26 protein-coding genes and 2 pseudogenes are annotated in these 26375 nt (G+C 45.0%); 14 read left to right on the top strand and 14 right to left on the bottom strand.

Annotated features, from left to right (window positions below; genetic code table 11):
- Nucleotides 1-115: 115 nt before the first annotated feature.
- From MHI15_RS08660 to MHI15_RS08620, 9 genes and pseudogenes are all read right to left on the bottom strand, one after another.
- Nucleotides 116-1477 (bottom strand): FTR1 family iron permease, encoded by a 1362-nt coding sequence (locus MHI15_RS08660; RefSeq protein ID WP_341164337.1) that lies wholly within the window; start codon nt 1475-1477, stop codon nt 116-118.
- A gap of 479 nt (nt 1478-1956) precedes the next feature.
- Nucleotides 1957-2223 carry a Dyp-type peroxidase gene (locus MHI15_RS08655; protein ID WP_341164336.1) on the bottom strand — a complete coding sequence of 89 codons (267 nt, stop codon included), beginning with the start codon at nt 2221-2223 and terminating at the stop codon, nt 1957-1959.
- Between the two features lie 152 nt (nt 2224-2375).
- Nucleotides 2376-2528: pseudogene (locus MHI15_RS08650) on the bottom strand (iron uptake transporter deferrochelatase/peroxidase subunit); the annotation flags it as partial.
- Nucleotides 2474-3115, bottom strand: a pseudogene (locus MHI15_RS08645) (Dyp-type peroxidase domain-containing protein). The pseudogenes MHI15_RS08645 and MHI15_RS08650, both read right to left, overlap by 55 nt.
- Before the next feature lie 182 nt (nt 3116-3297).
- Nucleotides 3298-4185, bottom strand: coding sequence for an iron uptake system protein EfeO (efeO, locus tag MHI15_RS08640; RefSeq protein WP_341164335.1), 888 nt, complete (start codon nt 4183-4185; stop codon nt 3298-3300).
- Nucleotides 4186-4695: 510 nt separating this feature from the next.
- Nucleotides 4696-5559, bottom strand: coding sequence for an IS3 family transposase (locus tag MHI15_RS08635; protein WP_256715073.1), 864 nt, complete (start codon nt 5557-5559; stop codon nt 4696-4698).
- Between the two features lie 11 nt (nt 5560-5570).
- Nucleotides 5571-5714 (bottom strand): hypothetical protein, encoded by a 144-nt coding sequence (locus MHI15_RS08630; protein WP_341164334.1) that lies wholly within the window; start codon nt 5712-5714, stop codon nt 5571-5573.
- 1 nt (nt 5715) lies between these two features.
- The gene (locus MHI15_RS08625) at nt 5716-5889 is read right to left on the bottom strand and encodes a transposase (RefSeq protein WP_341164333.1); all 174 of its coding nucleotides are present in this window, start codon (nt 5887-5889) and stop codon (nt 5716-5718) included.
- Nucleotides 5890-6640: 751 nt separating this feature from the next.
- A complete protein-coding gene (locus tag MHI15_RS08620; RefSeq protein ID WP_169744806.1) occupies nt 6641-6808 on the bottom strand; it encodes a hypothetical protein in 168 nt (55 codons plus the stop codon).
- A 215-nt stretch (nt 6809-7023) separates the two neighbouring features.
- Between MHI15_RS08620 and MHI15_RS08615 the strand changes: the two genes are divergently transcribed.
- The 9 genes from MHI15_RS08615 to MHI15_RS08575 all read left to right on the top strand — a co-directional run bounded on the left by MHI15_RS08615 (nt 7024) and on the right by MHI15_RS08575 (nt 16335).
- A complete protein-coding gene (locus tag MHI15_RS08615; protein WP_019908812.1) occupies nt 7024-7248 on the top strand; it encodes a helix-turn-helix domain-containing protein in 225 nt (74 codons plus the stop codon).
- Between the two features lie 166 nt (nt 7249-7414).
- Nucleotides 7415-8176: a SagB/ThcOx family dehydrogenase gene (locus MHI15_RS08610; RefSeq protein WP_076130854.1), complete on the top strand. Its 762-nt coding sequence runs from the start codon at nt 7415-7417 to the stop codon at nt 8174-8176.
- A gap of 200 nt (nt 8177-8376) precedes the next feature.
- Nucleotides 8377-9396 (top strand): helix-turn-helix transcriptional regulator, encoded by a 1020-nt coding sequence (locus tag MHI15_RS08605; protein WP_341164332.1) that lies wholly within the window; start codon nt 8377-8379, stop codon nt 9394-9396.
- Between the two features lie 171 nt (nt 9397-9567).
- Nucleotides 9568-11349 carry an ABC transporter ATP-binding protein gene (locus MHI15_RS08600; RefSeq protein ID WP_076279983.1) on the top strand — a complete coding sequence of 594 codons (1782 nt, stop codon included), beginning with the start codon at nt 9568-9570 and terminating at the stop codon, nt 11347-11349.
- Entirely contained in the window at nt 11346-13085 is a 1740-nt protein-coding gene (locus MHI15_RS08595; protein WP_076194572.1) for an ABC transporter ATP-binding protein, read from the top strand. The genes MHI15_RS08600 and MHI15_RS08595 overlap by 4 nt, the downstream gene beginning before the upstream one ends.
- 32 nt (nt 13086-13117) lie before the next feature.
- A complete protein-coding gene (locus MHI15_RS08590) occupies nt 13118-13534 on the top strand; it encodes a hypothetical protein (protein ID WP_081387279.1) in 417 nt (138 codons plus the stop codon).
- Nucleotides 13535-14155: 621 nt separating this feature from the next.
- Nucleotides 14156-15055 (top strand): hypothetical protein, encoded by a 900-nt coding sequence (locus MHI15_RS08585; RefSeq protein ID WP_341164331.1) that lies wholly within the window; start codon nt 14156-14158, stop codon nt 15053-15055.
- 92 nt (nt 15056-15147) lie between these two features.
- Nucleotides 15148-15612, top strand: coding sequence for a phage tail protein (locus MHI15_RS08580; protein ID WP_341164330.1), 465 nt, complete (start codon nt 15148-15150; stop codon nt 15610-15612).
- 570 nt (nt 15613-16182) lie between these two features.
- Nucleotides 16183-16335 (top strand): hypothetical protein, encoded by a 153-nt coding sequence (locus MHI15_RS08575; RefSeq protein ID WP_175619009.1) that lies wholly within the window; start codon nt 16183-16185, stop codon nt 16333-16335.
- 98 nt (nt 16336-16433) lie between these two features.
- On the opposite strand, the gene MHI15_RS08570 is transcribed toward MHI15_RS08575, so the two are convergent.
- The 4 genes from MHI15_RS08570 to MHI15_RS08555 all read right to left on the bottom strand — a co-directional run bounded on the left by MHI15_RS08570 (nt 16434) and on the right by MHI15_RS08555 (nt 20221).
- Nucleotides 16434-17603, bottom strand: coding sequence for a DUF4179 domain-containing protein (locus tag MHI15_RS08570; protein ID WP_076194583.1), 1170 nt, complete (start codon nt 17601-17603; stop codon nt 16434-16436).
- Nucleotides 17590-18123 (bottom strand): RNA polymerase sigma factor, encoded by a 534-nt coding sequence (locus tag MHI15_RS08565; RefSeq protein ID WP_341164329.1) that lies wholly within the window; start codon nt 18121-18123, stop codon nt 17590-17592. Before MHI15_RS08565 ends, MHI15_RS08570 begins: the two co-directional genes overlap by 14 nt.
- Before the next feature lie 250 nt (nt 18124-18373).
- Nucleotides 18374-18922 carry a hypothetical protein gene (locus MHI15_RS08560; RefSeq protein WP_076129164.1) on the bottom strand — a complete coding sequence of 183 codons (549 nt, stop codon included), beginning with the start codon at nt 18920-18922 and terminating at the stop codon, nt 18374-18376.
- An 87-nt stretch (nt 18923-19009) separates the two neighbouring features.
- Entirely contained in the window at nt 19010-20221 is a 1212-nt protein-coding gene (locus tag MHI15_RS08555) for a sugar efflux transporter (protein WP_052097297.1), read from the bottom strand.
- Between the two features lie 248 nt (nt 20222-20469).
- Here MHI15_RS08555 and MHI15_RS08550 point away from each other — a divergent pair, with 248 nt between their 5' ends.
- Entirely contained in the window at nt 20470-21399 is a 930-nt protein-coding gene (locus MHI15_RS08550) for an aminoglycoside phosphotransferase family protein (protein WP_341164517.1), read from the top strand.
- A 199-nt stretch (nt 21400-21598) separates the two neighbouring features.
- Here the strand turns inward: MHI15_RS08550 and MHI15_RS08545 are convergent, their stop codons facing one another.
- A complete protein-coding gene (locus MHI15_RS08545; protein WP_036679656.1) occupies nt 21599-21784 on the bottom strand; it encodes a hypothetical protein in 186 nt (61 codons plus the stop codon).
- A 507-nt stretch (nt 21785-22291) separates the two neighbouring features.
- Between MHI15_RS08545 and MHI15_RS08540 the strand changes: the two genes are divergently transcribed.
- From MHI15_RS08540 to MHI15_RS08525, 4 genes are all read left to right on the top strand, one after another.
- Nucleotides 22292-23203 carry a dihydrodipicolinate synthase family protein gene (locus MHI15_RS08540; protein WP_076129166.1) on the top strand — a complete coding sequence of 304 codons (912 nt, stop codon included), beginning with the start codon at nt 22292-22294 and terminating at the stop codon, nt 23201-23203.
- 5 nt (nt 23204-23208) lie between these two features.
- Entirely contained in the window at nt 23209-23850 is a 642-nt protein-coding gene (locus MHI15_RS08535; RefSeq protein ID WP_076129213.1) for an SGNH/GDSL hydrolase family protein, read from the top strand.
- 148 nt (nt 23851-23998) lie between these two features.
- Nucleotides 23999-25405: an ABC transporter substrate-binding protein gene (locus MHI15_RS08530; RefSeq protein WP_076129167.1), complete on the top strand. Its 1407-nt coding sequence runs from the start codon at nt 23999-24001 to the stop codon at nt 25403-25405.
- Between the two features lie 84 nt (nt 25406-25489).
- Entirely contained in the window at nt 25490-26365 is an 876-nt protein-coding gene (locus tag MHI15_RS08525; RefSeq protein ID WP_076129168.1) for a carbohydrate ABC transporter permease, read from the top strand.
- The last annotated feature ends 10 nt before the right edge of the window (nt 26366-26375 follow it).

The following is a 26375-nucleotide window of genomic DNA, read 5'->3' as shown; positions in this document are numbered from 1 at the left end:
AAGCTTGCTATGGAATCCATTTCATAAATTAGACTGTAAATGCAAGAGATTACCGGACTAAACCGGCGTAACCACAAGGGCGTGACGGACCGGTATATCTATTGTATTAATAAAACTAAGCTGTTCGTGAAGCCTTTGGCGATCTGTTCCGAAACAGCTCCCACACAATAAACAACAGGACAAGCAGCTGTGGAAGCAAGGTTTCCCAAGTGGGATACATGCCAAGCCAGTTAATTGAAGGCAAGCCCTCTTGTACATGTGCAGGAAGTTTGCCGGCAACCTGAAGCGAGTGAATGCTCTCCCCAAGAAAGCGGAATACTAGGTAATAAATTAGAATTGTAGCTGTACGGAAGAAGGCGGCAATCGGTAATTTTGCACTCAAGGCAATAATTGCATAACCTACAATACCAAGAATAATCAGAGCACATCCAATCCCAAGCAGTAATTGAGACAGCTTGATGGATGGAGCCATGCCCACATAAAAAATTGTAGTTTCTGCACCTTCACGTAAAATAGCAAGCGCTGCAACGGAGGACAGTGACCAAAGGTTTCCTTTGGCCAGCGCGCCATCAACTTGCCTACCCACGTAGTTGTTCCAATTTGCAGTGTTTGATTTGCTATGTAACCAGCGTCCGATTGTGAGCATCATAACTACTGCGACAAGACCAGTAATTCCTTCAATCATCTCCCGTGCTCCCCCGGAAGCTGCCCGAGAAATGGTATAAGTGAGCACAACAGCCAATCCGATACTTGCGATGAGGCCGACAGCTGCACCGGACCAGATCCATTTTTGCGCTTTGGCGTTCCCATCACGTTTCAGGTAAGCAAGAAGAGCTGACAAGACGAGAATAGCCTCAAGCCCTTCGCGCAAGAGAATCAAAGCGGCATCCCAAGCATTATAAGTGGTTTCACCAGCCAAAGGCGTTAGTTCGCTAAGCATATTGTTCATGATGGTTAAAGCTTGATCCAGTTTAGGCGGATTTGAGAGCAGGTAACCTGTGACAGCCGCACTCTCATTTTCGATATTGTTGTAGACTGTTGGTGAGGCGATCTGGACTTGCCCTTCGGCAGAAGGCCAGGCTACGATGAATTGCTCCATGATGTTAGCGGCTTCTGTGCTGTTATTGTCTTTGGCAGCGGAGGATGCTTTGTTCAGGTAGCTGATTAGTCCCTCTATAGAAGCTGGTTCACTGGAAGTATCCCCAGCGTCAATGGTTTTGCCTTCACTGTAATCAGCCAGCAGTTGATACAGAGCTTCTGCTTCCGATTTCGCCGATGCCTCGCGAAGCGGTTCAGCCTGCAGCGCAATCCGCAGCAGGCTTATTCGCGTCTCCAGCAGGCTGTAGACGGCGGAATCGTCCGCCCGGATGTTGCGCTCCGCCGGCTTCCATCCGCTGACGATGTCGCGGTACGCTGCCGCTGCCGCGCTCCAGTCGGCCCTGCGCGCCGCATCCCGCGTGCGTTCCGCCGCGGGCAAAAGCTTCGCCGCCGTCTCGCGTCCGGCGGCTCCAGTGTCACCGCCGCCGTGCCGGAGGCGGCGGTGACGTACGCGTCCACGCTTCTCGCGAGCGTGGACAGTGCGGTTTTGGCGGGCTCGCCGCCGCCCGCCGCAAGGGCTTTCGTCGCGTCTGCAAGCGCGGCGTCAACGGCAGCAGCGGAACCGGCGAGTGCCGGGTCCGGCGTGCCTGTGTTCGCGGTGCGCCACAGCGCAGCGAACACTTCTACATCGGCCGCGGCCGCGTCCCAGCGGCTCTGGCGGCTTCGACGAGCGCGCTGCCGACCGGCGGCAGGAGCTCGTCGACCGTGCCATCGCCCTCCGCCCCCGCGGGGCTGGAGAGCAAAAGCATACACAAAAAGCCAAACAGAATCAGCAAGGCAACCTTTGGCATTTGCCGTTTAGGATGCGTAAGAGATAACATCGGGATAATCCCCCTTCAATAATGGACAGCCATAAATTTAGCTTAGTAGTGATTCCCCGATAAAGCCGCCACTGCGGACACCTGGGAAGCAGGCAAATACCGCACTGCCGGTGTGAGTCATATATTCGTTCAGGAGATCAGTCTTAGAGAGGCGCTGCTGAATGGCAACGAATTGTTTCATTAAATCACGTTGAAAGCTAATGAATAACAAACCTGCATCAAGCTGTCCCGTGGTGACGTCCAAACCGCTGGAAAAAGAGTAGGAGCGGCGCAGCATTTTGACTGTACCGTCACCATGCGCCAATGCGGAATGTGAATTCGCCGGAATGACAGGTTTCCCGGAAGCGTCCGCTGCCGAAAGATCCAGATCATCGAATTCATCCTTAGCTCCGAGTGGAGCTCGGTGTGACGATAACGCCCGAAGGTAGCCTCCTGATCACTTAGCGAAGAACGATCCCAGACTTCAATACGCAGACGTACCCGGCGTACCGCCATATAAGTGCCGCCGCTCATCCAAGAAGGACCGTCACTGCTGCTGTTCCAGACCACTTTGTTCATTTCAGTGTTATCGGTTGTATCGGGATTGCCCGTGCCGTCTTTGAAACCCAAAAGATTGCGTGGCGTAGCCCCCTTGGGATCCGCTGCTCCAGTGCGTTGAAAACCTTCCTGTGTCCAGCGCAGTACAGCAGTCCCCGGGCGATACGAGCCAGATTGCGGATCGCATGGAATGCGACCTGCAGATCATCCGCACAGGCTTGCACACAAATATCCCCGCCACACCATTTCGGATCAAGATTGTCACCCGCAAATGCCGGAAGATCGGCCAATAGGGCTGGGCGTTTCGAAGCTAAGCCGAATCTTTCATCAAAAAAGGAAGAGGCCAACACCAAAGGTCAGCGTACACCTTGCAGGATTTAGCCCGTCCGCTTCCCGGTGTCTGAGGGCGGAAGATTGGGATTGTCATTCACGTCACCAATAAGCTCGCCAGTAGTAAGAGCGGCAGCGGCAGTAGTCCATGCTTGCATTAGTTTTTTCACATCGGCCAGTTTGGTTGTGGTGAAATCAAAGGCAGCAAAATAAATAAAGTTCTGTGCAGGTGTCAAAATCCCCGCCTGATGGCTCCCATAAAAAGGAATGGAACTGGAATCACCTTCTGCGGCTTTCGTTGGCTCAGCTACAGCATTACGCGCAGCCATAATTCCACCGACACCTCCGCCCCCTAACAAAAGACCAAGGCCAGTGGCGCCAGTAAGCCGCAGCATATCGCGGCGGCTTAATTTTTTACCAAATATAGGATCATTCTTCGATTGATCATTAAGAGCGGGACTTTCAGGATTACCTGGTACTCCAGTAAACTTGTTATGTTTATTCATGAGGGTCACACTCCTAGAATAGTTCCCATATTGGACAATGGCTCAGCCAAGGCGTCCAAATTCTGACTCAGTTTACGTACTTCATCTTCTTTCAGCTCTTCATAGGAAACATATCCATCTCCGGATTTGAAGGGGGCAAGCTCGGCTTGCAAGGCAGCGAATCGTTCACCAATGGTTTTTTCAAGCTCGGCATCTTTTTTAGCTAGTTCTGGTTTTAACAGCTCGTATATCTTTTGTGCACCCTCAACGTTTGCGACGAAATCATACAGGTCTGTGTGCGAGTAACGTTCTTCCTCTCCGGTTACTTTGGAGGAGGAGACCTCATTTAAAAGCTCAACAGCACCAGTTACGAGCAGATTCGCGTCGATCTCAACGGTCTCAACTTTCGCACGCAACAGCTGTGCGTCCTTCAGCAATTGGTCAGCAACTTCTGTCATGTCTTTAGTTGTATTGTCCTGCCAGAGTGCTTTCTCAAGCTTGTGGAAACCGCGCCATTCTGCCGCATCTACATCATTTTCCCGGGCATCGATGTTTGGGTCCAAGTCACCAAGTGCTTCTGCAATAGGCTCAATCCGTTCATAATACATGCGGGCAGGAGCGTAGAGCGCCTTAGCCTCATCAATCTTGTCCTCTTTTACAGCGTTGGTGAAACTCTCTGTTTGCTTCACAAATTCATCACATTGCTGGATGACGTATGTGCGATATTGATCTATAGCTGACGTGAAGTCAGCGCTGGCAGTCTCCGGCGCATTGGTAGCCGCAGCAGTCTCCGGTGCATTGGTGGCTGTAGTGCTGTTGGCAGCAGTATTTGTAGAATTGTTATTATTGGCACATCCGGTGAACAGTATGGAGGCCGCAAGTAGACTTGCAGAGACAGCATAAGTAAATTTCATTAAAAAAAACACCCCTTTTTTTATATCTAAATGATAATCGTTATCAATTATACTGGACTTATCATAAGTCCGTATACAATTACTGTCAATATAAAAATGTGATGTATCTCATTGTAATAATTGCACGACAAAAAAACTCCCAGGTGTGGGAGTATAGTTTGTAGCAATGTATCCGATTACAATTGAAAAAGTAGAATAGTAACCGCCCCAGCGAACAAGTGAACGTACACAGTAGTATGTAATCGGCCCAACTATTCTCTTCGCATATTCGGCAACAACGAACTCAGCTTTAGCCCCGGCGAACCTTTGCGCGTCCGCAGCAGTAATGGCCCCGGCGAACCTTTGCGCGTCCGCAGTAACTAAAGGACCCAGATGACACTAAATGCAGCATTATTCGATATTTGAGTCGCTATCGGACCGCATAGTCGCTATTGGCTTGAAAAGTACCGAATAAGAGCCTGTTTCTAGGGAATAGTGTCACTGGTGGACCTCTGTCAAGAAAGTGGACAGTCACGCAACAGACATTCTAGTCAATTGCTCAGCAAAACGAACTGGAGAAAGATACCCCAGCGCGCCATGCATTCGCTTGCGGTTATAGTAAAACTCAATATATTGAAAAAGTGTTTGGTAGGCTTGCTCCTTAGTTTTGAATCGTGGATTACAATAAATGAGCTCCTTTTTCAAAATGCTGTGCCACGACTCGATACAGGCGTTATCATAACAGTTACCTCTGCGGCTCATGCTGGACTCCATGCCATACGCTTTCAACTGCTTCGTGTATTCATGAGAAGTATATTGAGAACCTCTATCGGAGTGATGTAATAGACCCTTTTCCGGTTGTTTAGCTTCGTAAGCATCTTGTAAAGCGCCCGAAATCAAGCTGGTTTCCATATGGTTCTCCAAGCGCCACCCCACGATTTCGCGCGTGCAAAGGTCCATCACACTAGCCAGGTACAAGCGCCCTCCCCGGCAAGGAATGTACGTAATGTCGGTAACCCATACTGAATTGGGTTTGAGTATTTTAAATTGCTGGTTCAGCGTATTCGGGGCAATCGGATGGTCATGATTGGAGTCGGTGGTCTGTACGCGATACGTTTTGGAGACAATGGAGCGAAGCTTCATATGTCGCATGTACACACTCACCGTGCGTTCGGTAACGGTATAACCTTCTTGATGTAACAGGCGGGTGATCTTCGGACTCCCATACCGCTTTTGATGGTCTGCAAAATGATACTGAATTCGCTTCATTATCGCAGCCTTACGAAGCATATGCGTACTGGTTTTTTCTGTCCGCCACTTGTAGTACCCGCTCCGTGACACATGTAGGGTCATGCACATCTTCTCCAAGAGAAACTCGGAGCGATGTTTTTCAATAAACTGGAATCTCAGTTCCTTGGTTTGCTGAAGATGTGCACTGCTTTTTTTACGATCGCTAATTCCTCTTCCACATCGGCAATCTTGTTATCTTTTTCTTGAAGTTGACGGCTCATTTCTTTCAACTGTGCCTCGAGTTCCCGTACTCGATCCACGCTAGCTTGCCGGTTCATTCTTTAGTTCTCGATACTGGCTCATCCATTGATGCAGGGTACTTTTTGGGATGTTGAGCTCTTCCGCCAAGTCGCCCACTGTCTTTGTTTGCCCTTGAATGAACTGCACTGTCTGTTTTTTAAATTCTTCGTTATACTGTTGTCGATGTTCTCCCATGTGAACACACCTCCGTGGACTCATTATCGCCAGTCTGTTAACTACTGTCCACTTTTTATTCTAGCTTCATGGAGTCCGAAACTTCGCTCAAAAGGCGATAAATTTGCAAATAACGCCATCTGGGTCCGAAAGCCTCAGTAGGGGCGGTGAATACACAATTGGATCGGGTAGCCGCCCCAGCGAACCATTGCGCGCACGCAGCAGTAACCGACCTAACGAACCAGTGTGTGTATGCACAGTAAAGCCCCAGCGAACCATTGTGCGCACACAGCAGTAACCGCCCCGGCGAACCTTTGCGTGAACGCAGCAATAACCGCCCCAGCAAACTTTTGCGCATAAGCAGTAACTAAAGGACCCAGATGACACTAATTGCAGCATTATTCGATATTTGAGTCGCTATCGGACCGCATAGTCGCTATTGGCTTGAAAAGTACCCTATATGAGCCTGTTTCTAAGGAATAGTGTCACTGGAGTCCGAAACTTCGCTCAAAAGGCGATAAATTTGCAAATAACGCCATCTGGGTCCGAAGGCCTCAGTTGGGGCTGATGAATACAGTATAGAAGCGGGCAGCCAACAGCCTACAACATAAAGCAGCGATTCCCATTAATGGCGAATCGCTGCTCTAAGTCGTTTACGATGTTTAAATGAAGGGAACCGTCTCATTTATAGTTAATTAAGCTGTTAATGTGACAGTTCCATTCTTTAAAGGTTTGATCTGCTTAAGAATAAGATCAAAGCGTCATCCGCTTTTTATCGTTCATTATGGGATTCATGATCTGCAGAGGGTTGGTTTTCGAACACTTCTGCAGCTTCCTCTGCAGAAAATTCGGGTTCGAATTTACCTACGAGTGGTAATTTGTTTAATTTCGTTGTTTGTACTTCTGCTTTGGTAGGTTGATTGTTTTTTGAATGGCTCATACATACACCTCCTTTAATAAGGAACAACAAACCGTAGTTTGCCCTGAAAAAAGATGTTCTTATTCATGAAAATTTCAGGATTTTGCATTTGAATGAACTAAGCCCATTTTATAATTGTGACAGCACCATTAACATCAACACTACATAATATGTTTTGACTGTATCCCTTTACCTTGTTATACCAAACAAACCCAGGGCAAGGAGGGGTGACACCATTGAAGGGGAACGAACACCACAGCAAATTTCTGTTGACTCATCGTGAGCGCGAAGTTTTTGAGCTTCTCGTGCAGGACAAAACGACTCGTGATATCGCTGGCTTATTATTTATCAGCGAAAAAACAGTTCGAAACCACATTTCCAATGTAATGCAAAAACTAAACGTTAAAGGCCGTTCACAAGCGGTTGTCGAGCTGATCAAGCTTGGGGAGCTGAAAATATAGCTGGCCATGTCTTCGGAAGTGACGCGTTTAAGCCTTCTTTTGCCCTTCGGGGCAAAGGAAGGTTTTTTGTTTACTCACCAAAACAACTGAAGAGTGAGTTAGATCACCGTATGATTTTTATGACATGATAAATTAGAGCTATTAAGGTAGTTCAGGAGGATCTGTTATGACCAGATATGAACAACAAAGAAATTTTCTGAAATCCAATTTTCATGAATTCAAACATATCAAAACAGATAAGATCAAGGGAATTGCACAACCGCCAATTGTTAAGCCATTTGATTCAGATTCACTAATTATTGATTTGCCCAAGGTCAGCAAAGACGTTGTGAGTAAAGATAATATTTTTGATTGTATAGATCAAAGAAGAAGTACACGGTTCTATTCTGAGGATACTGTTAGTCTGGAGGAGTTATCCTATTTATTATGGGCTACCCAAGGGATTAGCGGCATGAATAAGAACGGACTTACGCTGCGGACTGTACCCTGCAGTGGGGCGACGCACACCTTTGAAACCTATTTAATGATTATGCGTGTAGAGGGTATTGGGCAAGGGATCTATAGATACCTGCCTGTGGAACATAAGCTCTTATTTATGTTTGAATTAGATCAACTTGAACAAAAGATTGATGCTATTACTTTGGATCAGCCCTTTGTCCCTAACTTTGCCAAAAAGGCTTCTGTATTGTTTGCCTGGAGTACCACACCCTACCGCTCCGAATGGAAGTATGATATTTCTGCTCACAAAAAAATCCTCATCGATGTTGGACATGTCTGCCAGAACCTTTATTTAGCCAGCGAATCCATCGGTGCAGGTGCTTGCGCAATTGGAATCTATGATCAAAAGTTGATAGATGAGATTTTAGAATTAGACGGCGATGAAGAGTTTGTTATCTATCTTGGGGCAGTTGGGAAGAAACGAGAGTAGCTATGAAGGCTAGATACGGCTTCGGAAGTGAGACATATAAGCCTTTTTCACCCTTCGGGGTGGGAAAGGTTTTTTTGATTATAATCCAGTGTATTTGCCCAACTGCTCAGTCTGAACGAAGAGGAAATCGTAATGTTTAATTGATAATCATTCTCATTGCATATATAATTAACCCAAAGTAAGAGGAAGCAGGGATGTGCATGGAGCGAAGCAATGGACTGAAAGAAGCAGAAACGATTGATGCCCATAAGACGCTTACATGTGAAGGGGTGGATTATAATTATCGTTTTGATGGGGCTCATTTTGAGATTAAACCTCCAGTCGAAATAGGGGAAGGCAGTTGCCGCAGCCTGCTTAGCCATGGGTATATCCAGATGACAGATTTTAATCTCTGTTTTAATCGGGATATCGAAGCGAAGGGCAATTTTAGCACTCCGCGTACAGAGCTGGCATTCTGCATGGGGCATGGCATTGAGTGGGGGACCTCGCTGAAATCGGACTATTTTGTTATAGATACAGGAGAAATTGCGCTGTTTCATGGCGGAGTAAGAAGTGAAAACTGCACATACCTGAGTGGAGCGGGGTACCGATTCATCAGCATAGATATGAGCCCTGCACAATTTGAGCGGATGACCAGTGGTCTGACTGAGGATACACGGCTTCGCATCGGAGCTGGTGCGGGTTTGTTTTTTGGAAAAAATAACATCACACCATCCATCCGCTTCATTCTATCGCAGATTGCGGATTGTTCCTATAACCATGGCATGCGTGAACTTTATCTGGAGGGCAAAATGCTGGAGCTTATGGCGGTCTATCTCAATGAATCTTTATATGAAGCAGACCGGATTCCACGCTCGGTCAAGCTGTCCAGAGAGGATATGGAGAGCCTGCGGCTCGCTAAGGAGATTTTACAGCGTGATTATTTGCACCCGCCGACGCTTGCAGGCCTTTCTCGCATTATATGCCTCAATGAGTTCAAGCTGAAAAAGGGCTTTAAGGAAATGTTTGGTTATACCGTGCATGCCTACGTTATCGAACAACGGATGCAGAGAGCGCAGCAGCTGCTGGAACAAGGGAGTATGACTGTAAGTGAAGCAGCCTCCAGAGTTGGATACGGTAATGTGAGTCATTTCTCGGCAGCCTTCCGCAAAAAGTTCGGTGTGCGTCCAGGAGAATATCTGATCAGCGGCAGGCAGCGTCTCTTCGGTATTAAGTTGTAAGTCCGTATCCTGCACAGATGCTCCTGATTTGGTTAATTATAATCCCTTAAACGGTAGCAATCGTGAACAACGTTCCTATACACTAGTGCACAGAGAATCATTCTCAGTGCACTTTTTTTGCGCGTAATTACCAAGAGTGGGGGAACGGCTGTGAGTAAAACCAAAACCGGCATGCCAAGGCTGCTGGAGATCGCCGGAGAGAAGCGAGGTTTGCTGCTCTTGTCCGGAATATTGTCATCTGTCAGCGCTGTATTAATGCTGATTCCGTTTTTGTCTGTTTATTTCATTTTGGCAGAGCTGCTGCGCCATGCTTCATCGCCTGGACAGGTCGACGGTGCGTATATGATCCGCTGGGGGTGGATTGCACTTGGAGGGTTAATCGGAGGGCTGGTGACTTCGTATTGTGGTATTATGTGCTCGCATATTGCGGCTTTTCGTATTCAATATAATTTGCGTGTGCGAATGACCGAGCATTTGGGCAGATTGCCGCTTGGTTTCCTGAACGGGACTTCAACAGGCGTGGTCAAGAAGACGCTAGAGCAGAATGTCGACAAAGTGGAAAATTTCGTAGCGCATCAGCTTCCCGATTTAGTCAGCGTACTGGCTTCTACGGTGCTGATGATCGTGGCGATGTTTTGGCTTAGTCCGCCGTTGGCGGTAGCTTGCCTGCTACCGATAATTATAGGATTAGGTGTGCAGTCAGCACTTATGATGAGCAGCAGAGGCAAGGCCAGTGTGAAGCAGTATCATGATTCGTTGGAGCAGATTAATACTTCGGCGGTGCAGTATGTACGGGGGATGCCCGCGGTTAAGGTGTTCGGGCAGACAGTGCATTCTTTCAGAAAGTTCTACAGTGATATGACCAGCTACCGCGATTATTGTCTGGAGTATACGGACCGTTATCAAACAGGTTATATCTTATTCAAAACATTGCTGGCGTCACCATTTACCTTTATTTTGCCGGTGGGCGTCTTCATGCTAAGCGGTCGGCCGGATTCCATGTCCTTTGCGCTTGTGCTGTTGTTCTTTCTGATTATGGCACCCGGTGTTTCATCTCCGCTCTACAAGCTACTTCTGCTGGCTTCAAGCACTCGGGATATTGGCGAAGGCGTGGAGCGGATGGACCGTCTCTTGGCACAGCAGCCTGTACCGGAAATAGCAGAACCGCTATCTCCGCATACTTTTGACGTTGAATTTGTCGATGTAACCTTCTCCTACAGTGAAGATGCAGGGACTGCAGCGGCGCTCAGCGAAGTCTCATTCCGTGCGGAACAAGGGAAGGTTACAGCACTGGTAGGCCCGTCAGGTTCGGGAAAATCGACGGTGGCCAGCTTGGTGCCGCGGTTCTGGGACCCGCAAGTGGGTGCAATCCGCATCGGTGGAGTCGATATTCGCCATATGGCGATCCATGAATTAATGAATACAGTTGCTTTTGTATTTCAAGAAACCTTCCTATTCTATGACACTTTGTATGAGAATATTGCTGTCGGCAAACCGGGAGCGACTTTGGAGGAAGTCCAGGCTGCAGCCAGAGCGGCACAATGCGACGAGTTCATTACTCGGCTGCCGCAGGGATACGATACGTTAATTGGTGAAGGCGGTGTCTATCTCTCGGGTGGTGAGGAGCAGCGCATTGCAGTAGCTCGGGCTATTCTCAAAAATGCACCAGTGCTCGTGCTCGACGAAGCGACTGCTTTTGCCGACCCAGAAAATGAGTTTCATATGCAGTTAGCACTTACGGAGCTTATGCGCGGCAAGACGGTTATTGTCATTGCTCACCGACTCTCCTCTATACGTGAAGCTGCACAAATTCTGGTGCTGCGGGATGGAGAAATCGTGGAACGTGGAGAGCACGCAGGTTTGATTGAGGCGAAGGGGCTTTACGCAAAAATGTGGCATGCCTACAGTGACGCCGGAGATTGGCATATGGAAAAAGGAGGGGATCAGCTATGAAGGTATTGCATAATATTACTGCCGGTAAACCGCAGCAGTTGCTGAAGCCTGTACTTTTTTCTTTGCTGGCTAATCTAGTTAGTGTGCTGCCGTTCGCGCTTGTAATTGAGGCGGTGCGGTTGATTTTTGCTCCTTATATTACTGTAGGCGCAGAACTTCAGACAGAACGCCTTTGGTGGATCTGCGCAGGGCTTGTCGCCGTCATGGTGCTGATGTTCCTGAGTGAGATTCCCGCCTATCGCACCGCTTACCGCGGGGCATACAATGTTGCTGCACAGGGACGTGCGGAATTAGCAGAACATCTGCGGAAGCTTCCGCTGGGTTACCTGACTCGCCGGGACCCAGGTGATTTAGCCAATATGATGATGGGCGATTTCACGCTCGTTGAGACGGGCATTTCACATCTGCTGCCACAGCTTGCGGGAGCTTTTGTACTGCCGATATTTGCACTTGCTGGTTTACTGTTTCTGGACTGGCGGATGGCGCTTTCTATGTTCGTAGCGCTGCCGGTTGCTCTCCTGATCATGTATATATCGGGCAAGCTGCGGCGGAGACTCGGAGCGGATCATATGAAGGCCAAGCTGAACGCTGCGAACCGCTTGCAAGAATACTTGAACGGTATACGGGTGATGAAGGCCTATAACCTGACGGGAGAACGATTTGTCCGTCTGGATAACTCTTTTAAAACTTTGATGAAGGAAAGTGTGAAGCTGGAAGGAATGTTCGGTCCGGTTATTCTAACCGCTATGGCTCTTCTTCGTGCGGGACTGACCTTAATGGTATACGTAGGTGTTCATCTATTATTAGGGGGGGAGCTCGGTATTTTGCAGTTGGCAGTATTCCTTATTGTCGGCACACGTATCTATGATCCATTGACCACAGCGCTAGCCAATTATGCCGAATTCCGCTATAACGAACAAGCGGGTGAACGTATAGTAGACCTGCTACGCCAGCCGGTAATGACAGGTAATACGAGTCCTCTTCCTAAAAGCAGCACCATTCGGTTTGACAATGTAACCTTTAGCTATGGAGGAGAGCCTGTTCTCAAAAATTTAAGTCTGGAAATGCCGCAAGGTTCACTGACTGCAATTGTGGGCCCGTCAGGCAGCGGCAAGAGTACAGTGCTGCGCCTGATCTCACGTTTCTATGATCCTGAAGAAGGGAGCGTTCTGCTAGGTGGGCGCAACATCAAGGATATTGATCCAGAACATCTGCTAGGATCTGTATCGGTGGTGTTTCAGGATGTGTATCTATTCCAAGATACCATCGGGAACAACATTGCTTTTGGGCGGCCGGGGGCGTCGCAGCGGGATATTCAGCAGGCAGCGCAAATGGCTCACTGCCATGATTTCATCATGAAATTACCGCTTGGTTATGACACGCCGGTAGGCGAAGGCGGCAGTACGCTGTCCGGAGGGGAGAAGCAGCGAATTTCCATTGCCCGTGCGATTCTCAAGAACGCTCCAATTGTGCTGTTGGATGAAGCTACTGCATCGCTTGACCCGCAGAATGAGGCCGAAATCCAGAAAGGAATTGATGCGTTGATTACGGGCAGAACCGTCATTGTTATCGCCCACCGGTTGAAAACCATACGCGGTGCGGACAACATTATCGTATTGGAAGACGGTCGGCTGGTCGAGCAGGGACGACATGAAGCCTTACTGTTGCGCGGCGGACTGTACGACCGGCTCTGGAAGCTGCAACAGCAATCCGTTGGATTCCGCATCACATCTTAGGCAATGCTCGGCACATTTTAGGAGGGAAACGTATGGCTATAACAAAGGATGAATCCGCTTGGCCGATCATAAGCCTTAGTTTGGGGGAGGCGTTTGATCAGGAGACAGTAGAAGAATATATCGCTTATTGGGAAGAACTGCTCGCGCGCCGATCTGCCTTCGGCCTGCTGATGGTGCATTCTGCTGAGAAAAACACACGTCCAGAGCGTGCGGTCACACAGCTGTATATGAACTGGTGCAAGATGAACAAGCGGGAAATCGCCCAATATTGTTCAGGCATCGCGGTCGTAATGCAGAATGCAAAGTTGCTTGCTGTCTACAAGCCAGTTACAGCGTTGTCCACTAAAAGAACCTACGGCTGCCCCGGAGGCGCCTTCTCTGGAGAGTCTGAGGCGATAAGGTGGCTGGAGGAGCAATTGACTAAGACACCCTCGGGTACGAAAACCTAATATAGCTGCCCATATTTTGGGGATACACATTTAAGCTTTCTTCACCCTTTTGGGTGGGGAAGGCTTTTTTTATCTAGAAAGATAAGAATCCGCCAACCCCTCACAACCAACGTGTCAGAGTAAGCTTTTTGAAATATAAATGGGGTGTGTTGGATGAAGATAAATAATAATTATTTGAAAGAAGAATTAAACCAAGAAGTTTGTAGAGGAATTAGGTTTTCAAACATTACAGGACGATCTCTAGCCAATGGTTATTTCAAGTGGTCGAAGAGATGATGGAATTCTTATTATTGACTTGCTGAAGTTACCTGATGACCAACCAATCCTAATAGATTTAGGAATAATGCCTGAATTTATATTACCGTTTATCCCGGAAGAGAGAATGCACTAAGCTGGGCATCAAAACCATAGATAGAACACCAAACATGAGCGTAGAAGAACAATTTAGGTTAGTTCGTGAACATTTTAAAATGTAGGGATGACCGAAAGGTATACCTACTCAAAGAAACCATTTCTTTGTCAGGGATGGTTTCTTCATAACTAGAAAAGTACACAGGTATGCCCGTATAATAAATAGGAGCAAGTAATTGGAAGTAGATTGATGATGAGGGGAGAGAAGACATGTTTTTCTTTAAAAAAAATAAAGGCATCACAAAAGAGGAGCTACAGGCCTTGGTTGAAGGCTTGGAGCAGGCTTATATGGATAAGGATGAAGAAGGTTTGAGCAAAAGATTTCATCCAGATAAAAGGGGAATGTCCTTTTTAAATCACTTTCAATTAATGATGACATTTCAAATCTATAATATAAAATCTGAAATTCTCGAATTTGAATTGCTGTCAATGGATGCCACTAAAGCAGTCTTTACATACACTCGGAAGCACATTCATACCTGTATCAACCCCGCCGATGAACGTGAGGAAAAAAGAAATCAAATTATCAGTTATTACGTTGAGGCTGTGAAGGAGAATGGTTCAATTTGGATTACGAGGTACAGCCCTTATAGCACGATTTTTGTAGATAAGAAGGGTGATTTCCTTAGTGGTGTGGATGCGGTCATTCCTCCTGGAGAAGAGATCAATTCAGGCATTGCGCGATTCATCCCGTATTTTCAGCTTGATAGCTATGTACCTGCAACCTTCCATATCTACAGTAACAGTCAATTTATCGGATATTACCCGTTAGGAGAATACCATCGGTACGAACCTTCGCATACGTTCACGATTAATTATTTTGATAAGATAGAGGCATCTTCTGTAGAGAAGCATACAGCGGATTATATCTCCCAAGAGACCTTGTTGACCGCTCAAGTACTGCATCAGACTGATAATAGCTCTATAGTGGAGACGCAGTTGATGAACAATAATGTATTAGAACATGAACTTGTTACCAGCCTGCTTACGAAGGATGGGTTCTATATGATTAGATTTCTGTATGACAAAGGGGAGCCGATCCCGCCAGAGGAGCGAGAAAAGTGGAAGCGTGAGATGGTCACTTTAATAGAAAAAGAGCACAGCAGTTAACACAGAAACTTGCTGTTACAGACAACACGCGAACCGTATCCTAAGTAACGATAAGTTTTTTTGGTAATAATGAGAGAAAAGGAGAGATGGAAATGTCCTATATCGTTGATTTTAAAAATGTGTCTACGGTTGGGTTAGAATCTTCACCTGTAGTAGATGCACTTGCTGGTCTGCGTGCTAATGAGGCCCGTTACTTTATGAACAAATACAAACATGAGTTTACGGTTGTACGAGCCAGCGAAAGTCAGGAGACCCTTGATTATGTGAACCGAATTTTAGAAGAAGAACGCGATATTGAGTTTGCGGCCAAGCCTTTAGAAACATCGCGTTTTCAAGTGGAAAATATTAAATTCGCTTATGTCTTTTATGAGGATGGTCTTGCGGTGAACGTTATGTATACGGTGGATGACCCTAAGAAGCGGGCTGTTGGTTTTAAGCTTTCTGAGGGGATGGAGATCCCAAAGGAGCTAGAAGAGAAGTTTAAGTTTGCTAGGCAGAAGTCCAAGCTAGCCGGAACAATTCGGGGTTCGTTTTTTGTAATTAAAGGAGAGTATTAAGGTTAGCAAAATTGCAACTTAATCAATGAGAGGGCCATCCTGTAAAAGGATGGCCCTAAATCTTGCCGATATAGATAATTTGCGTAGGTTATCTATGGGAATGGACTCTCATTCAAGAGGCCGAATTTATTATATAGGGCAACGAAAACTGGAGTTGCGAGCGTACTTCATAATTATTTTGCATGAATAGCTGAAACGGTAGAATGTACGGTATAAATCCCGTAGAAAAGAGCTGAAGTGGCTGGAACGGTGAAATGTACGGTTCAACTGGTGGATATTCGCCAACATGTGATACGTAGACAGAGTAAACAGCAACATATACTCCATTGATGCAGGGTACTTTTTGGGATGTTAAGCTCTTCCGCCAAGTCGCCCACTGTCTTTGTTTGCTCTTGAATGAACTGCACTGTCTGTTTTTAAATTCTTCGTTATGCCGTTGTCGATGTTCTCCCATGTGAACACACCTCCGTGGACTCATTATCGCCAGTCTGTTAACTACTGTCCACTTTTTATTCTAGCTTCAGTGACTACGTTATTGTCCTTACCGTAAAGGACAAAGAACCGCCTAAGTTGCCAGCGACATGGAAGATGTTGGATGCGGTCAAAAACAATCGAATGATTGAGATTGATATGGAAAAATATTTTGCAGCAGATTCATACTCCTCCTTATTACAAGCCGAAGATATTGCCGACAAATTATCGAAGCTGGCTTCATCAAAATAACCTTATTGGATTGAACCTACCTGAAGCCATCTAAATATAAAGACGAAGCCTATTATGGCTTCGTCTTTTGTAGTCTTGCATACCCTTTTACAAATGAACTATTGGACCGAAAGTACAGTCTCCAGCTCAGGGATATATTCCTTGACCATATTGTTGTCTTCCCACAGTCCTTTAGTCCCAGCTGGGGCTTGACCTTCGGAAACGACTAAGTACGGTTTGATGGTTACGGTATTCGGTATAGTCTTGAAGGGTTCAAAACGAACATTATAAGATTCGCTTAAGGGGTGAGCACCGATGGGCTTCAGTTGAACGCCACGTTCATCCACAATGTCAAATTGAAGAGCGATGACGCCCCCGTTAGCACCCTTATATTTCGAAGGGATAGAAGCGAGCATTTCTTCTACGCTCTGGCCCGGTTTGGTTTTGTACTCAATGGATACCTGCGTTGTGATTGGGGTGATTTCTACCTTACTGATCTGCAAGTTAATGTTATCGTGATGCTTGGTCTCCTCTGAAGTTAGTGCGGTAACAGGCGTTGATTTGGTAACAGGCAGAACGAATTCGAACGGGACATCGTAACCCTTTAACGTTACATTTACAGTCAAGTCAAACTGATCAGGGAACTGGACAGTCTGTGTTGTTGTGCTCGGATCATAATAAGTGTTCAAAACCTGAACCATTATGCTGGAAGCAGTCTCACCATCCATGTGTTCGTAACTCCAGAGCAGAGGTTGACCTTTATAGAGAACCTCAAACTTATCCACCGCGCCTTTATTGGCATCTGAAGGCGGCGAATTGGGCTCCGAAGCCAAACGGTTTCCAGGAGTGGTTAGGTTCATAAGAATTCGGGTTCCGTCAAATAACAACGTTGGGATATTCATGGTCACCTCGCTATGGGTCACGCTTTGGTTTACGTTTGTGATGAAATCCCCGGCTTGTTGAACACCGGGATCTAAGTTTTTTTCGCCCCATAATGAATAGATTTGTCCCAAAACCGGAATTTGCTTGAGTGCACCAGCCATTGCGGGCGATACAAAGCCGGAAGCAAGGACTGTAACTCCAAGAATTGCAGCGGCTGCAGTGGAAATCAACCACTTATTAAAAGTTCTTGATGTATCCATCTTTCTCTGAATGGGGGAAGTGGAATTATCGGTCTCCCTGATGATTTGGTAAGTCTCATTCAGTTTGGAGCGGGCAATATCCGATAACTGAGCGGGAAGTAGGCTTTGGCAGTTCTTTAACTGTTCTTCTAACTTAGTGTTTACCATGTCGCAACTCCATTTCTTGATTGAATTGAGATGAATGCTTTAGCTTTTTGCGGGCGCGATGCAGCCGGGTCTTCACGGCAACCGTAGAAATTTCGAGAATGTCGGAAATTTGACGGATCGGCATGTCCTGTAGGTAATGAAGGTGAATGACAATCCGGAGGTTCTCCTCAAGATGTTGAATGGCATCCCATAATTCGATTTTCTCATAATCCTTGGAAGTGGAAGGGACTTCGGGAAGCTCTCCATAAGGGAGGGCTCTTGAGTTGTTTTTGAGCATTTTATTGCATTCATTAATCAGAATCCGGAAGATCCACGTTTTGAAAAAAGCGGGCTCTCTGAGTGTATGGATGTTCTTAAAGGCTTTAAGCATCGTCTCCTGCAGGGCATCTGCACAATCTTCTTCTTTGTTGACGATGGACCTTGCAGTTCTGTATAAAGGTAACTCTATCTCCTGCATCAACTGCACGAATGCTTCAGGGTCTCCAGCTTTGGCTTTGACGACAATAGGATCTATATGCAAAGATTTACCTGCTTTCTTGACTAGAAGTCTTAGGATGTTCGTAACGTTACTTAAATATTAGATCGGGTAGGTAGCTAGAAGGTTACCACAAACATGATTCCATTCTCCGCATCTCGCAATGCTAGCAAGGGGAGAAATTGGTTTTTTTTCACAAAAAAATCGTCGTTCAAATTCCCTGTCAGGAATCGGACGACGATTTTCAAAAGCTAGTCAGTCAGTTAGTCAATCAATCAGTCAATCAATCAGTCAATCAATCAATGATATAAATGACCCATTCCCCTTGATCGGTTGGCCGAATAGCGTATAGCATTTTTACATTTTCAACGGTCTTTGCGGCCATATCCAAGCGTTGTCCGATTACCGTTATATTCACCTGATGTTCGTTGGGTAACATGGAATCGATGCTTTCGATGTCTGTGAATTTGTACTGATATTGTTCGTCATAATAAGGTTCCATAGCATCTGCTAGTTTTTTGTTTACGAACCCGGATTGGAAAAGTGTGTGGTCATGCTCAACCAAAGCGGTTAGGTTTTTTTCCAGCACTTCAAGCGCGGGGAGATCATACTCTGTCAATTGATCTGAATATGATTTCAGATTTATTGACAATTCTGCTTTAAAGCTGGTTTCATTTGGCTGCTTGGGTTCTGTGTTTTGCGGCTTTTGCGTATTCATCGCTGGACTATGAGTTGGCGTATTTGCTCCTGTGCTCGGCTCCTCGATGGGTTTAACATCCCCTGCACATGCTGCCAGAAAGATTAAAGACATCAAGATGAGCATTCTTGCAATAGTTTTTAACATCTAACCCCACCTTTTTAAGGATATGTTAGTTAGTCGCGAGAAAATATGGAGAAGTTTCAAGGGCTGAATGAAGCCCGAAAAAGCGGATTAAATCGCTAGTTTTTGTGGATCATCTACAGAGTAACGTCCGCTTACCGCAAGCATGATTGTAGAAATAATGACGAGTATGAAACAGAGCACAAATGAATACCGGTACCCAACAACACTAGCTAATAACCCGCCAACAAGACTGCCAATCAGTCTGCCGATCGTGGATGAATTAGAGTAGAGCGTGGATGCATACCCAGGCATGTTTGGAAGCAGATCCTGAATGTAGCTAATGCCAATCGCTGAAATAACGGCAACAAAAAAGGCAAGCAAAATTTGGGCTGCAAGCATTTGCCACATCGCGCCTGAAGTAATGACGACGAGATAATAAGCTCCTCCGAAAATGGCTCCGCACATCATCAGGATTCGGTTACTGTATTTTGCACTAAGTAGTCCCAGCATGATCATAAAAGGAATTTCCAGCGCAGCACAAATACTGCTGACTAAACCGACATCGCTTGTTGTTCCCCCTAGATTGTTGGTAATAAAGAGGGCAGTATTGATGCTACTCGTCCAGTGGGCTACATACATGAGTATCATAATCAGAAAAGGAAGCAGAACATTACGGTTCTGACCCAACCGGAAACTTTTTACTTTTACTTCTGCAGTACTGCTTTTCACTTCTGTATTTGATTTCAGGAATAGCGAAATAAGTAAGGCAACCAGCAGGAATACTCCGATGGTGCCCGAGAAGATCCCCTTAAACCCAACAGCAGCAATTAGCAGAGTACCGATTAAAGGACCTGTAATAAAGCCGAGAGAGAAAGCAGAACGCAAGGTAGAATTTGCAAACGCAGTATCCGTAAAATCGCTCTTATTCACTGCTTCTCTAGCTATGGCGAACAATTGAGGCATCCCTGGTGCACCGAGGGCGGTGAACACAATCATGTAGATGAATAAGATCGTAAAATCCCCAATGAGCAAGTATCCGCTATAAGCCAGAGCATTACAGAGCGTGGAGACAAGGTAAATGTTTCTTCGATTTAAGCCGAGGTCAGAGCGTCTTCCGATTAGTGTACTGATCCATATCCCGGCAATTAACGTGGTGGCCAGAAAAACACCAAACAACCCGACAGATACTCCAAGCTGTTCCGTAAAATAAATGGATAAAAAGGGTGCGCTGAGTGAAATCCCCATCCCCTGCAGTAACATACATAAAAAGAGTAAGCCATAAGAGGGAATCGAAAATAGTGCAGTTAGTCGTTTGAACATGTTGTGAAAGTACTCCTCTATATTTGTTTAGATATTTCATAAAAAAAAGCCGTTGAAATGAATTCCAACGGCTTTTTGTATGCTTGTTTTTTTCAAGACCTTATTCAACATCATAATTGATCAGAAAGAATAAGTCTATACTTTCGGCTGGATTTTATTTACTATTGTGAAGCCGGCAAAACCTAATCAATGGAGTGTTGTTAATGGACGTTACTTGTCATCTCGATAAGGCTGACTTACAGGATTATATTAGTAGGGTTTTTGGCAGCAGTTATTTCGTTGCTCGTGTTTCGCGCATGCATGGCGGCGCACAAAAGGTGGTCTACAAGATTGAGTGCAGTAATGGATTTTCCTGCGTTTTGTATGTGTGGGATCTTTCCATGAATTATTTTAAAGAAGAAAAAGCCAATGAAGATATAAATGAACAATCCTATGGAAGTCATTTATTCGAATTAAATAACAGGTACTTAACACAACATGGAATTCAGACCCCTGCTCTTTATGATCTGAATAAGGCAAGAGATCGTTACTCTTTCGATTATGCTCTGGTTGAATATATAGATGGAAGAATGGCAGAAACCTATTTTCATCATCCCGAGTTACGTGTTCAAGATAAAGTTTTTAAGCGTGTGGGGGAGATGCTTACTGCTATGCATACCCACGAGAGGCATGTTTTTGGGAAAGCAAATGCTAACGAGAGCAGCATGGGGCAATGTCATTTATTACAAATGGAAAATGCGAAAGTACAGCTAGCCTATGCCTCCCAACATATTGAGAAGATCAGGTCTAATCAAAGCAAACTGCTCGATAAGTTGTACGAGCTTGAATCAAAAATTCAACCCAGACAGCAATATGGGTTTATTCACGGGGAACTGGGTCCTGACCATGTTATGGTTAATGATAAACTGGAGCCCTTTTTGATCGATATCGAAGGGGCAATGTTTTATGATATTGAGCATGAACATAGTTTTTTGCAGATGAGATTTGGGGATTTCTATCGGTACTTAAAGAACGATGCTCTGGATTATGATAGGCTGTTATTTTATCAATTCCACCATCATGTCTCCTTAACTTCAGGTGGATTAAAGCTGCTGCATAGAGGATTTCCTGATCAACAATTCGCCCAAGGCCTAGCTGATTATCAATCGGAACGCGCGCTGAGGTTTATCGAAGGATGAACTAAACAAGACGTTTGGATTGATAACCTACTGCATGTCCTCGAAAGTAACCTATTAGCCTTCTTCACCCTTAAGGGTGGAGGAGGTTTTTTCGGTATACAACTACAAGGCATAATAAAAGACCGCATCCACTGAAATTGCTTCCAGAACTGGCGGTCTGATGTCTTCGTTATGAATCAATCTTTATCTGAAGGGTTAGTTAATGAAATTTAACGGTCTTGATGCGAGCCTCTTCTTCATAGCTAAGTGGTTTCGGAGATTGCGGAGTGTGCAGATGGCGCTCCACGGAGTACTCCATTTTCCGGTAGTCCTCATTACCTGTATTCAATGTTGGATTCCAGTTTTCTGTCACCCAATTTTTAAGTTCCTTAAGTCCTGCTAGCATTTCCTCCAGCCTCCTTTGGCGAAGAAACAAAATAGATTTTGTTGTTCTTTGTTTACGCTTTCATTATAATCCTAAACTCCATTTTTTAAAAGGTGTGTCCGTCTGAAAAACACAGATTATTCAGTGAACATTGTGTGTTATTTAGGTTTTGTGCTTCATCTGGAGAGAAGTGTCTCCCTGTAGGAGACATTTTTAACGAAGCTGAAAGGATACTCATTAGTACCACTTTTTTAAATTATTTTACATCCGTATATCCAACAAATACTGCCCTGAAGAAATAAATTTAGGGTGGAGAATTTACAGGATTATTTTCTAATGAATATGGAAAAATAAATGATTATTAGCTGCGAGTTGCACTGAAAACCATTATTTTGCTAATCATAAATAAGATTGGTGGAAATAAATTTTATTTTTCAAAAAATAGAGAAAATAATTTACAAAAGCAAAATATAATGATATTTTGTTTATGTAGAAAAGAAACCGCTCACAACTTAAGGGGGATTAACAATGACACTCACAAAGTTCCACGGAATTATACCTGCCTTTTATGCCTGCTATGACAATCAAGGAAATATTTCGGAATCCCGGACGCATGCTTTATGTGATTATTTATTTGAAAAAGGAGTTCAAGGTGTATATGTGGGAGGCAGCTCAGGAGAATGTATTTACCAGAGTCTCGACGAACGCAAAGCGGTACTAAGCTACGTAGCTAGTAACCTGAAAGGTAAAATGACACTGATTGCCCACGTGGGTGCCCCTTCCACTAGAGATAGTATTGAGTTAGCGAAACATGCTGCAACCTTAGGATACGATGCATTATCCGCAATCCCGCCTATATATTTCAAGTTACCTGATAGTGCAGTCTATAAATATTGGAGCGAGATTATGGAGGCAACCCCTCTAAGCTTCATCATCTACAACATTCCTCAGACTACTGGATATACACTGACTCCGTCCCTATTTGAGAAGCTGCTTGCGAACAAAAAGGTGATTGGTGTGAAGAACTCCTCCATGCCGACTATGGATATTGAAAGATTCAAAAGAGTGGGTGGAAAAGATGTAGTGGTATTTAATGGACCGGATGAACAATATGTTGCGGGAAGAATCATGGGAGCGGATGCGGGAATCGGTGGAACCTATGCGGTTATGCCTGAGCTGTTCCTGCAAGCAAATGAATTTGTTAAGGCTGGTAAGTTCGAAGAAGCTGGACAAATTCAAAGCGATATCAACGATATTATCATCGCCCTTTGTTCGCTGAAAGGTGCCATGTATGCCGGAATAAAAGAGATTCTAAAATTAAGAGGCGTAAATATTGGTAGCGTAAGAGCACCGCTTGAGGCAGTAGCCGCTGAAGATGCTGGTCCGATCGCAGACATTATGAAATTGATTGATCAAGCTATTGAAAGATATTGCGGTTAAGACAAATGAAGAAATCCATCGTATGCTTTGGCGATTCTAATACTTGGGGCTACGACGCAGAGACAGACCGCAGATTTAAGGATGATATTCGTTGGACGGGAATTCTTCATACAGAATTGGGTGACGCCTACCGTATGATCGAAGAAGGGCTTCCGGGCAGAACAAGTGTCAGTGAGGACCCTCTATTTGAAGGACTTTCTGGAATTTCCTATATCTATCCCTGCCTGATGTCACATTCGCCATTAGACTTGGTTGTGATCATGCTTGGGACCAATGATACCAAAGAAAGGTTTGGATTAACTTCTTATAACATCGCACAAGGTATTGTTAGGCTGGCTCTTAAAGCTAAAGGTAGCGGTGCAGGACCTGAGGGGAAGGCTCCAGAGGTTCTAGTAATCGCGCCCCCTCCGATTGGAGCAGAGTATATTCATACCCCTATTGGCAAACCAATGGGTAGCGGATGTAGTGAGAAGTCTATGGAGCTCGCTGAGCATCTTGCAGCTTTGCTAACGGGAACTGGTATCCACTTTGTAGATTCCAGAGACCATGTATCGATGAATGAAATTGATTATATGCATCTTGATCCGCAAGGACATCGCAGCATGGCCGATTTAGTGCAATACCATGCCAAACGGATTTTAAATTAAAGGTTCTATGCTTTCGAAGCGAGTTTTGTACGTAGCGATTCAGAGAAGGTAATGCTCACAAAACTTTAAGCGTATGCTTTCGATGCGAGTTTTGTACGTAGCGATTCAGAGAAGGTAATGCTCACAAAACTTTTAGGGAGGTTTATAAATGAAGAAAAAACGTTTACTCTCGGCAATGCTTGCGCTAATGGTGATTATTTCTTTAATTTCAGGTTGCTCAGGTAACAATGCTGCGAGCTCTAATACATCCGATAATTCTTCTGCGTCTGGGAAGGAAAAAGTGGCGATCAGAGTATGGCTGACTCCACAGTGGAAGGGTGTTGTGGATGCCACGGAGGCAGGTGCGGACTATGATAGCTTCCTAAAGCACGCCGCTGAGAAATTCAAAGCACAATATGATAAATACGATGCAGATATTCAAATAGAGGTCATTGCTGGAGATCAGCGCGATCAATTGCTTAACGTTAACTTAAGCGGAGGAACACCTCCAGATGTGTTCTTTGAGAGTGTATTCCCGATGGGGGATTACGTTCACCGTGGAGCATTGGTTCCTTTGACCGACATCATTGATGAAGACGCGAAAAGCGATATTGCTCAAAACTACTGGGACGCTGTAACGTTCGGAGAAGATATTTATTTCTATCCATTCCAGCACAACCCAGGCACCTTGGTTTACAACGCGGACATGTTTAAAGCAGCAGGCTTGGAAAAGTTTGTGGGTGAAGAATCCGAAATCAAAACTTGGAACTTGGATGAATATCAACAAATTCTTGAGGGTCTCAAAAACAATCTGCCGAAGGATAAGTATTCCAATGCATATCCAATGGCATTATTCGCTGTAAATAATCAGGGCGATACATGGAACCTTGCCTATATGAGAATGTTCGGCAATAAGTTCTTTGATGATCAAGGCAACATTGTCCTGAATGATGAGAACGGAGTTAAAGCTGCAACTTGGCTGAAAAACCTATATGACGGCGGATATACAAATCCAGGCGCAGAATCTGTTTCTTCTAATGATGCCAATGCTATGTTCCAAAATCAGCAATTAGCGATCAGTTTCACTAACCCAATTCTGTTTAATGGTACGAAAGCAAATATGGCGGACGGTACGGCAGCGAAATTCGATATGAGACTTGCTAATATTCCGTCGGAAAGCGGAGATCCTCTATCCTTTACTTATGTAGTAGGCGCTAGTGTATTCAAGTCCAAAGATGCTAAGAAGACTGAAGTAGCTAAGGATTTCGTGAAGTTCTTCTCAAGCGATCCTGAGTTAGTTAAATCCTCTAAGAATGGTATTCCTGTAAGAAGTTCTGTAGCCGAAGCGCTTAAAGCGGAGAATCCACTGTTTGCAGCTTACGATGCCAACTCTAAATATTTGTTCAACTTCACAGGCAACGTTCCAGGATACAGCCAATTAAGAGAGGTCTTATATCCAGAGCTACAAGCACTTTACATGGGAGCTAAGACACCGGAACAGTTTGTGCAAGATTATCAGGCAAGTGGCAACAAGGTGATTGAGACCAATAAAGCTGGCTCTGTAATTTTCCAATAATCTAAGACCAGATAAACAATACACGATTGACAGCCTTTAGGGTCTGAAGAGACTCTAGGGCTGTTAATTAGAAAGGTAAACGATATGAAACTACGTAGTAATTACCTAAAAGAGAATATTACAGGTTATCTGTTTATTTTACCTCAGATGATAGTATTCTTAGCCTTTCTTGTCTATCCGATCTTAGAAGGGATGCGGCTGAGTCTATACCAGATTAATTATGACAGCGAGAAGTTTGTGGGTTTTGCCAATTACACCACATTGTTTAATGATCCGGTATTTTTTAAGGCTACCATCAACACCGTTGTGTTCGTAATATTTATCGTTCTACTTACAGTGGGGTTTGCATTGTTCGTAGCCTCTGCGGTATTTGATAAGAATGCTAAGTACGTTTCCTTTATTAGAGGAAGTTATTATATCCCGGTAATGGTGTCCATGGTGGTTATGAGTATGGTCTGGAGCTTTTTGCTGAATCCGGCTAACGGACTTATCTCTTATCTATATAAAGACATGGGACTAGGGACGATTAATCTGCTGGGAAATCCAAAGACGGTTCTGCCAGTCGTGATATTTGTAACCTTCGCAACTAACGTGGGCCAGGCAATTATTCTGTATATAGCTGCGATGATTGGTGTCTCGAAAGAGCTTTTTGAAGCAGCAGAAATCGATGGTGCTAGCAGATGGCAAGTGATTACAAAGATCCTGATTCCTTCGGTAGGACCTACAACAACTTATATTACGATTATCAATATTATTGCCGTATTAAAAATCTTTGTAGTTATTCAGTTATTGACCGGTGGCGGACCGAACAATTCCTCCGTAACGCTGATGTACTACCTTTATAATAATGCCTTTAAATATAACCAACTCGGTGTAGCTTCTGCGGTAGGGGTTATCATGTTCGTGATTACATTGATATTGTCTGTGCCACAGCTACGAAGCATGATTAAGGTGAAGTGAGGGGGAATAC

This window comes from Paenibacillus sp. FSL H7-0918 (genome assembly GCF_038007025.1).
Classification (GTDB): Bacteria; Bacillota; Bacilli; order Paenibacillales; family Paenibacillaceae; genus Paenibacillus_AQ; species Paenibacillus_AQ odorifer.
The sequence above is the reverse complement of the archived record's forward strand: the minus strand, read 5'-3'. Positions and strand labels throughout refer to the sequence as shown.

Coding starts and splice junctions, on each gene's coding strand:
- MHI15_RS08610 (WP_076130854.1), top strand. CDS start 7,415: ATGACCAGATATGAACAACAAAGAAATTTTCTGAAATCCAATTTTCAT.
- MHI15_RS08570 (WP_076194583.1), bottom strand. CDS start 17,603: ATGGTAAACACTAAGTTAGAAGAACAGTTAAAGAACTGCCAAAGCCTA.
- efeO (WP_341164335.1), bottom strand. CDS start 4,185: ATGAAATTTACTTATGCTGTCTCTGCAAGTCTACTTGCGGCCTCCATA.
- MHI15_RS08590 (WP_081387279.1), top strand. CDS start 13,118: ATGGCTATAACAAAGGATGAATCCGCTTGGCCGATCATAAGCCTTAGT.
- MHI15_RS08555 (WP_052097297.1), bottom strand. CDS start 20,221: ATGTTCAAACGACTAACTGCACTATTTTCGATTCCCTCTTATGGCTTA.
- MHI15_RS08595 (WP_076194572.1), top strand. CDS start 11,346: ATGAAGGTATTGCATAATATTACTGCCGGTAAACCGCAGCAGTTGCTG.
- MHI15_RS08580 (WP_341164330.1), top strand. CDS start 15,148: ATGTCCTATATCGTTGATTTTAAAAATGTGTCTACGGTTGGGTTAGAA.
- MHI15_RS08560 (WP_076129164.1), bottom strand. CDS start 18,922: ATGTTAAAAACTATTGCAAGAATGCTCATCTTGATGTCTTTAATCTTT.
- MHI15_RS08535 (WP_076129213.1), top strand. CDS start 23,209: ATGAAGAAATCCATCGTATGCTTTGGCGATTCTAATACTTGGGGCTAC.
- MHI15_RS08600 (WP_076279983.1), top strand. CDS start 9,568: ATGCCAAGGCTGCTGGAGATCGCCGGAGAGAAGCGAGGTTTGCTGCTC.
- MHI15_RS08585 (WP_341164331.1), top strand. CDS start 14,156: ATGTTTTTCTTTAAAAAAAATAAAGGCATCACAAAAGAGGAGCTACAG.
- MHI15_RS08625 (WP_341164333.1), bottom strand. CDS start 5,889: ATGGGAGAACATCGACAACAGTATAACGAAGAATTTAAAAAACAGACA.
- MHI15_RS08620 (WP_169744806.1), bottom strand. CDS start 6,808: ATGAGCCATTCAAAAAACAATCAACCTACCAAAGCAGAAGTACAAACA.
- MHI15_RS08530 (WP_076129167.1), top strand. CDS start 23,999: ATGAAGAAAAAACGTTTACTCTCGGCAATGCTTGCGCTAATGGTGATT.
- MHI15_RS08545 (WP_036679656.1), bottom strand. CDS start 21,784: ATGCTAGCAGGACTTAAGGAACTTAAAAATTGGGTGACAGAAAACTGG.
- MHI15_RS08540 (WP_076129166.1), top strand. CDS start 22,292: ATGACACTCACAAAGTTCCACGGAATTATACCTGCCTTTTATGCCTGC.
- MHI15_RS08605 (WP_341164332.1), top strand. CDS start 8,377: ATGGAGCGAAGCAATGGACTGAAAGAAGCAGAAACGATTGATGCCCAT.
- MHI15_RS08525 (WP_076129168.1), top strand. CDS start 25,490: ATGAAACTACGTAGTAATTACCTAAAAGAGAATATTACAGGTTATCTG.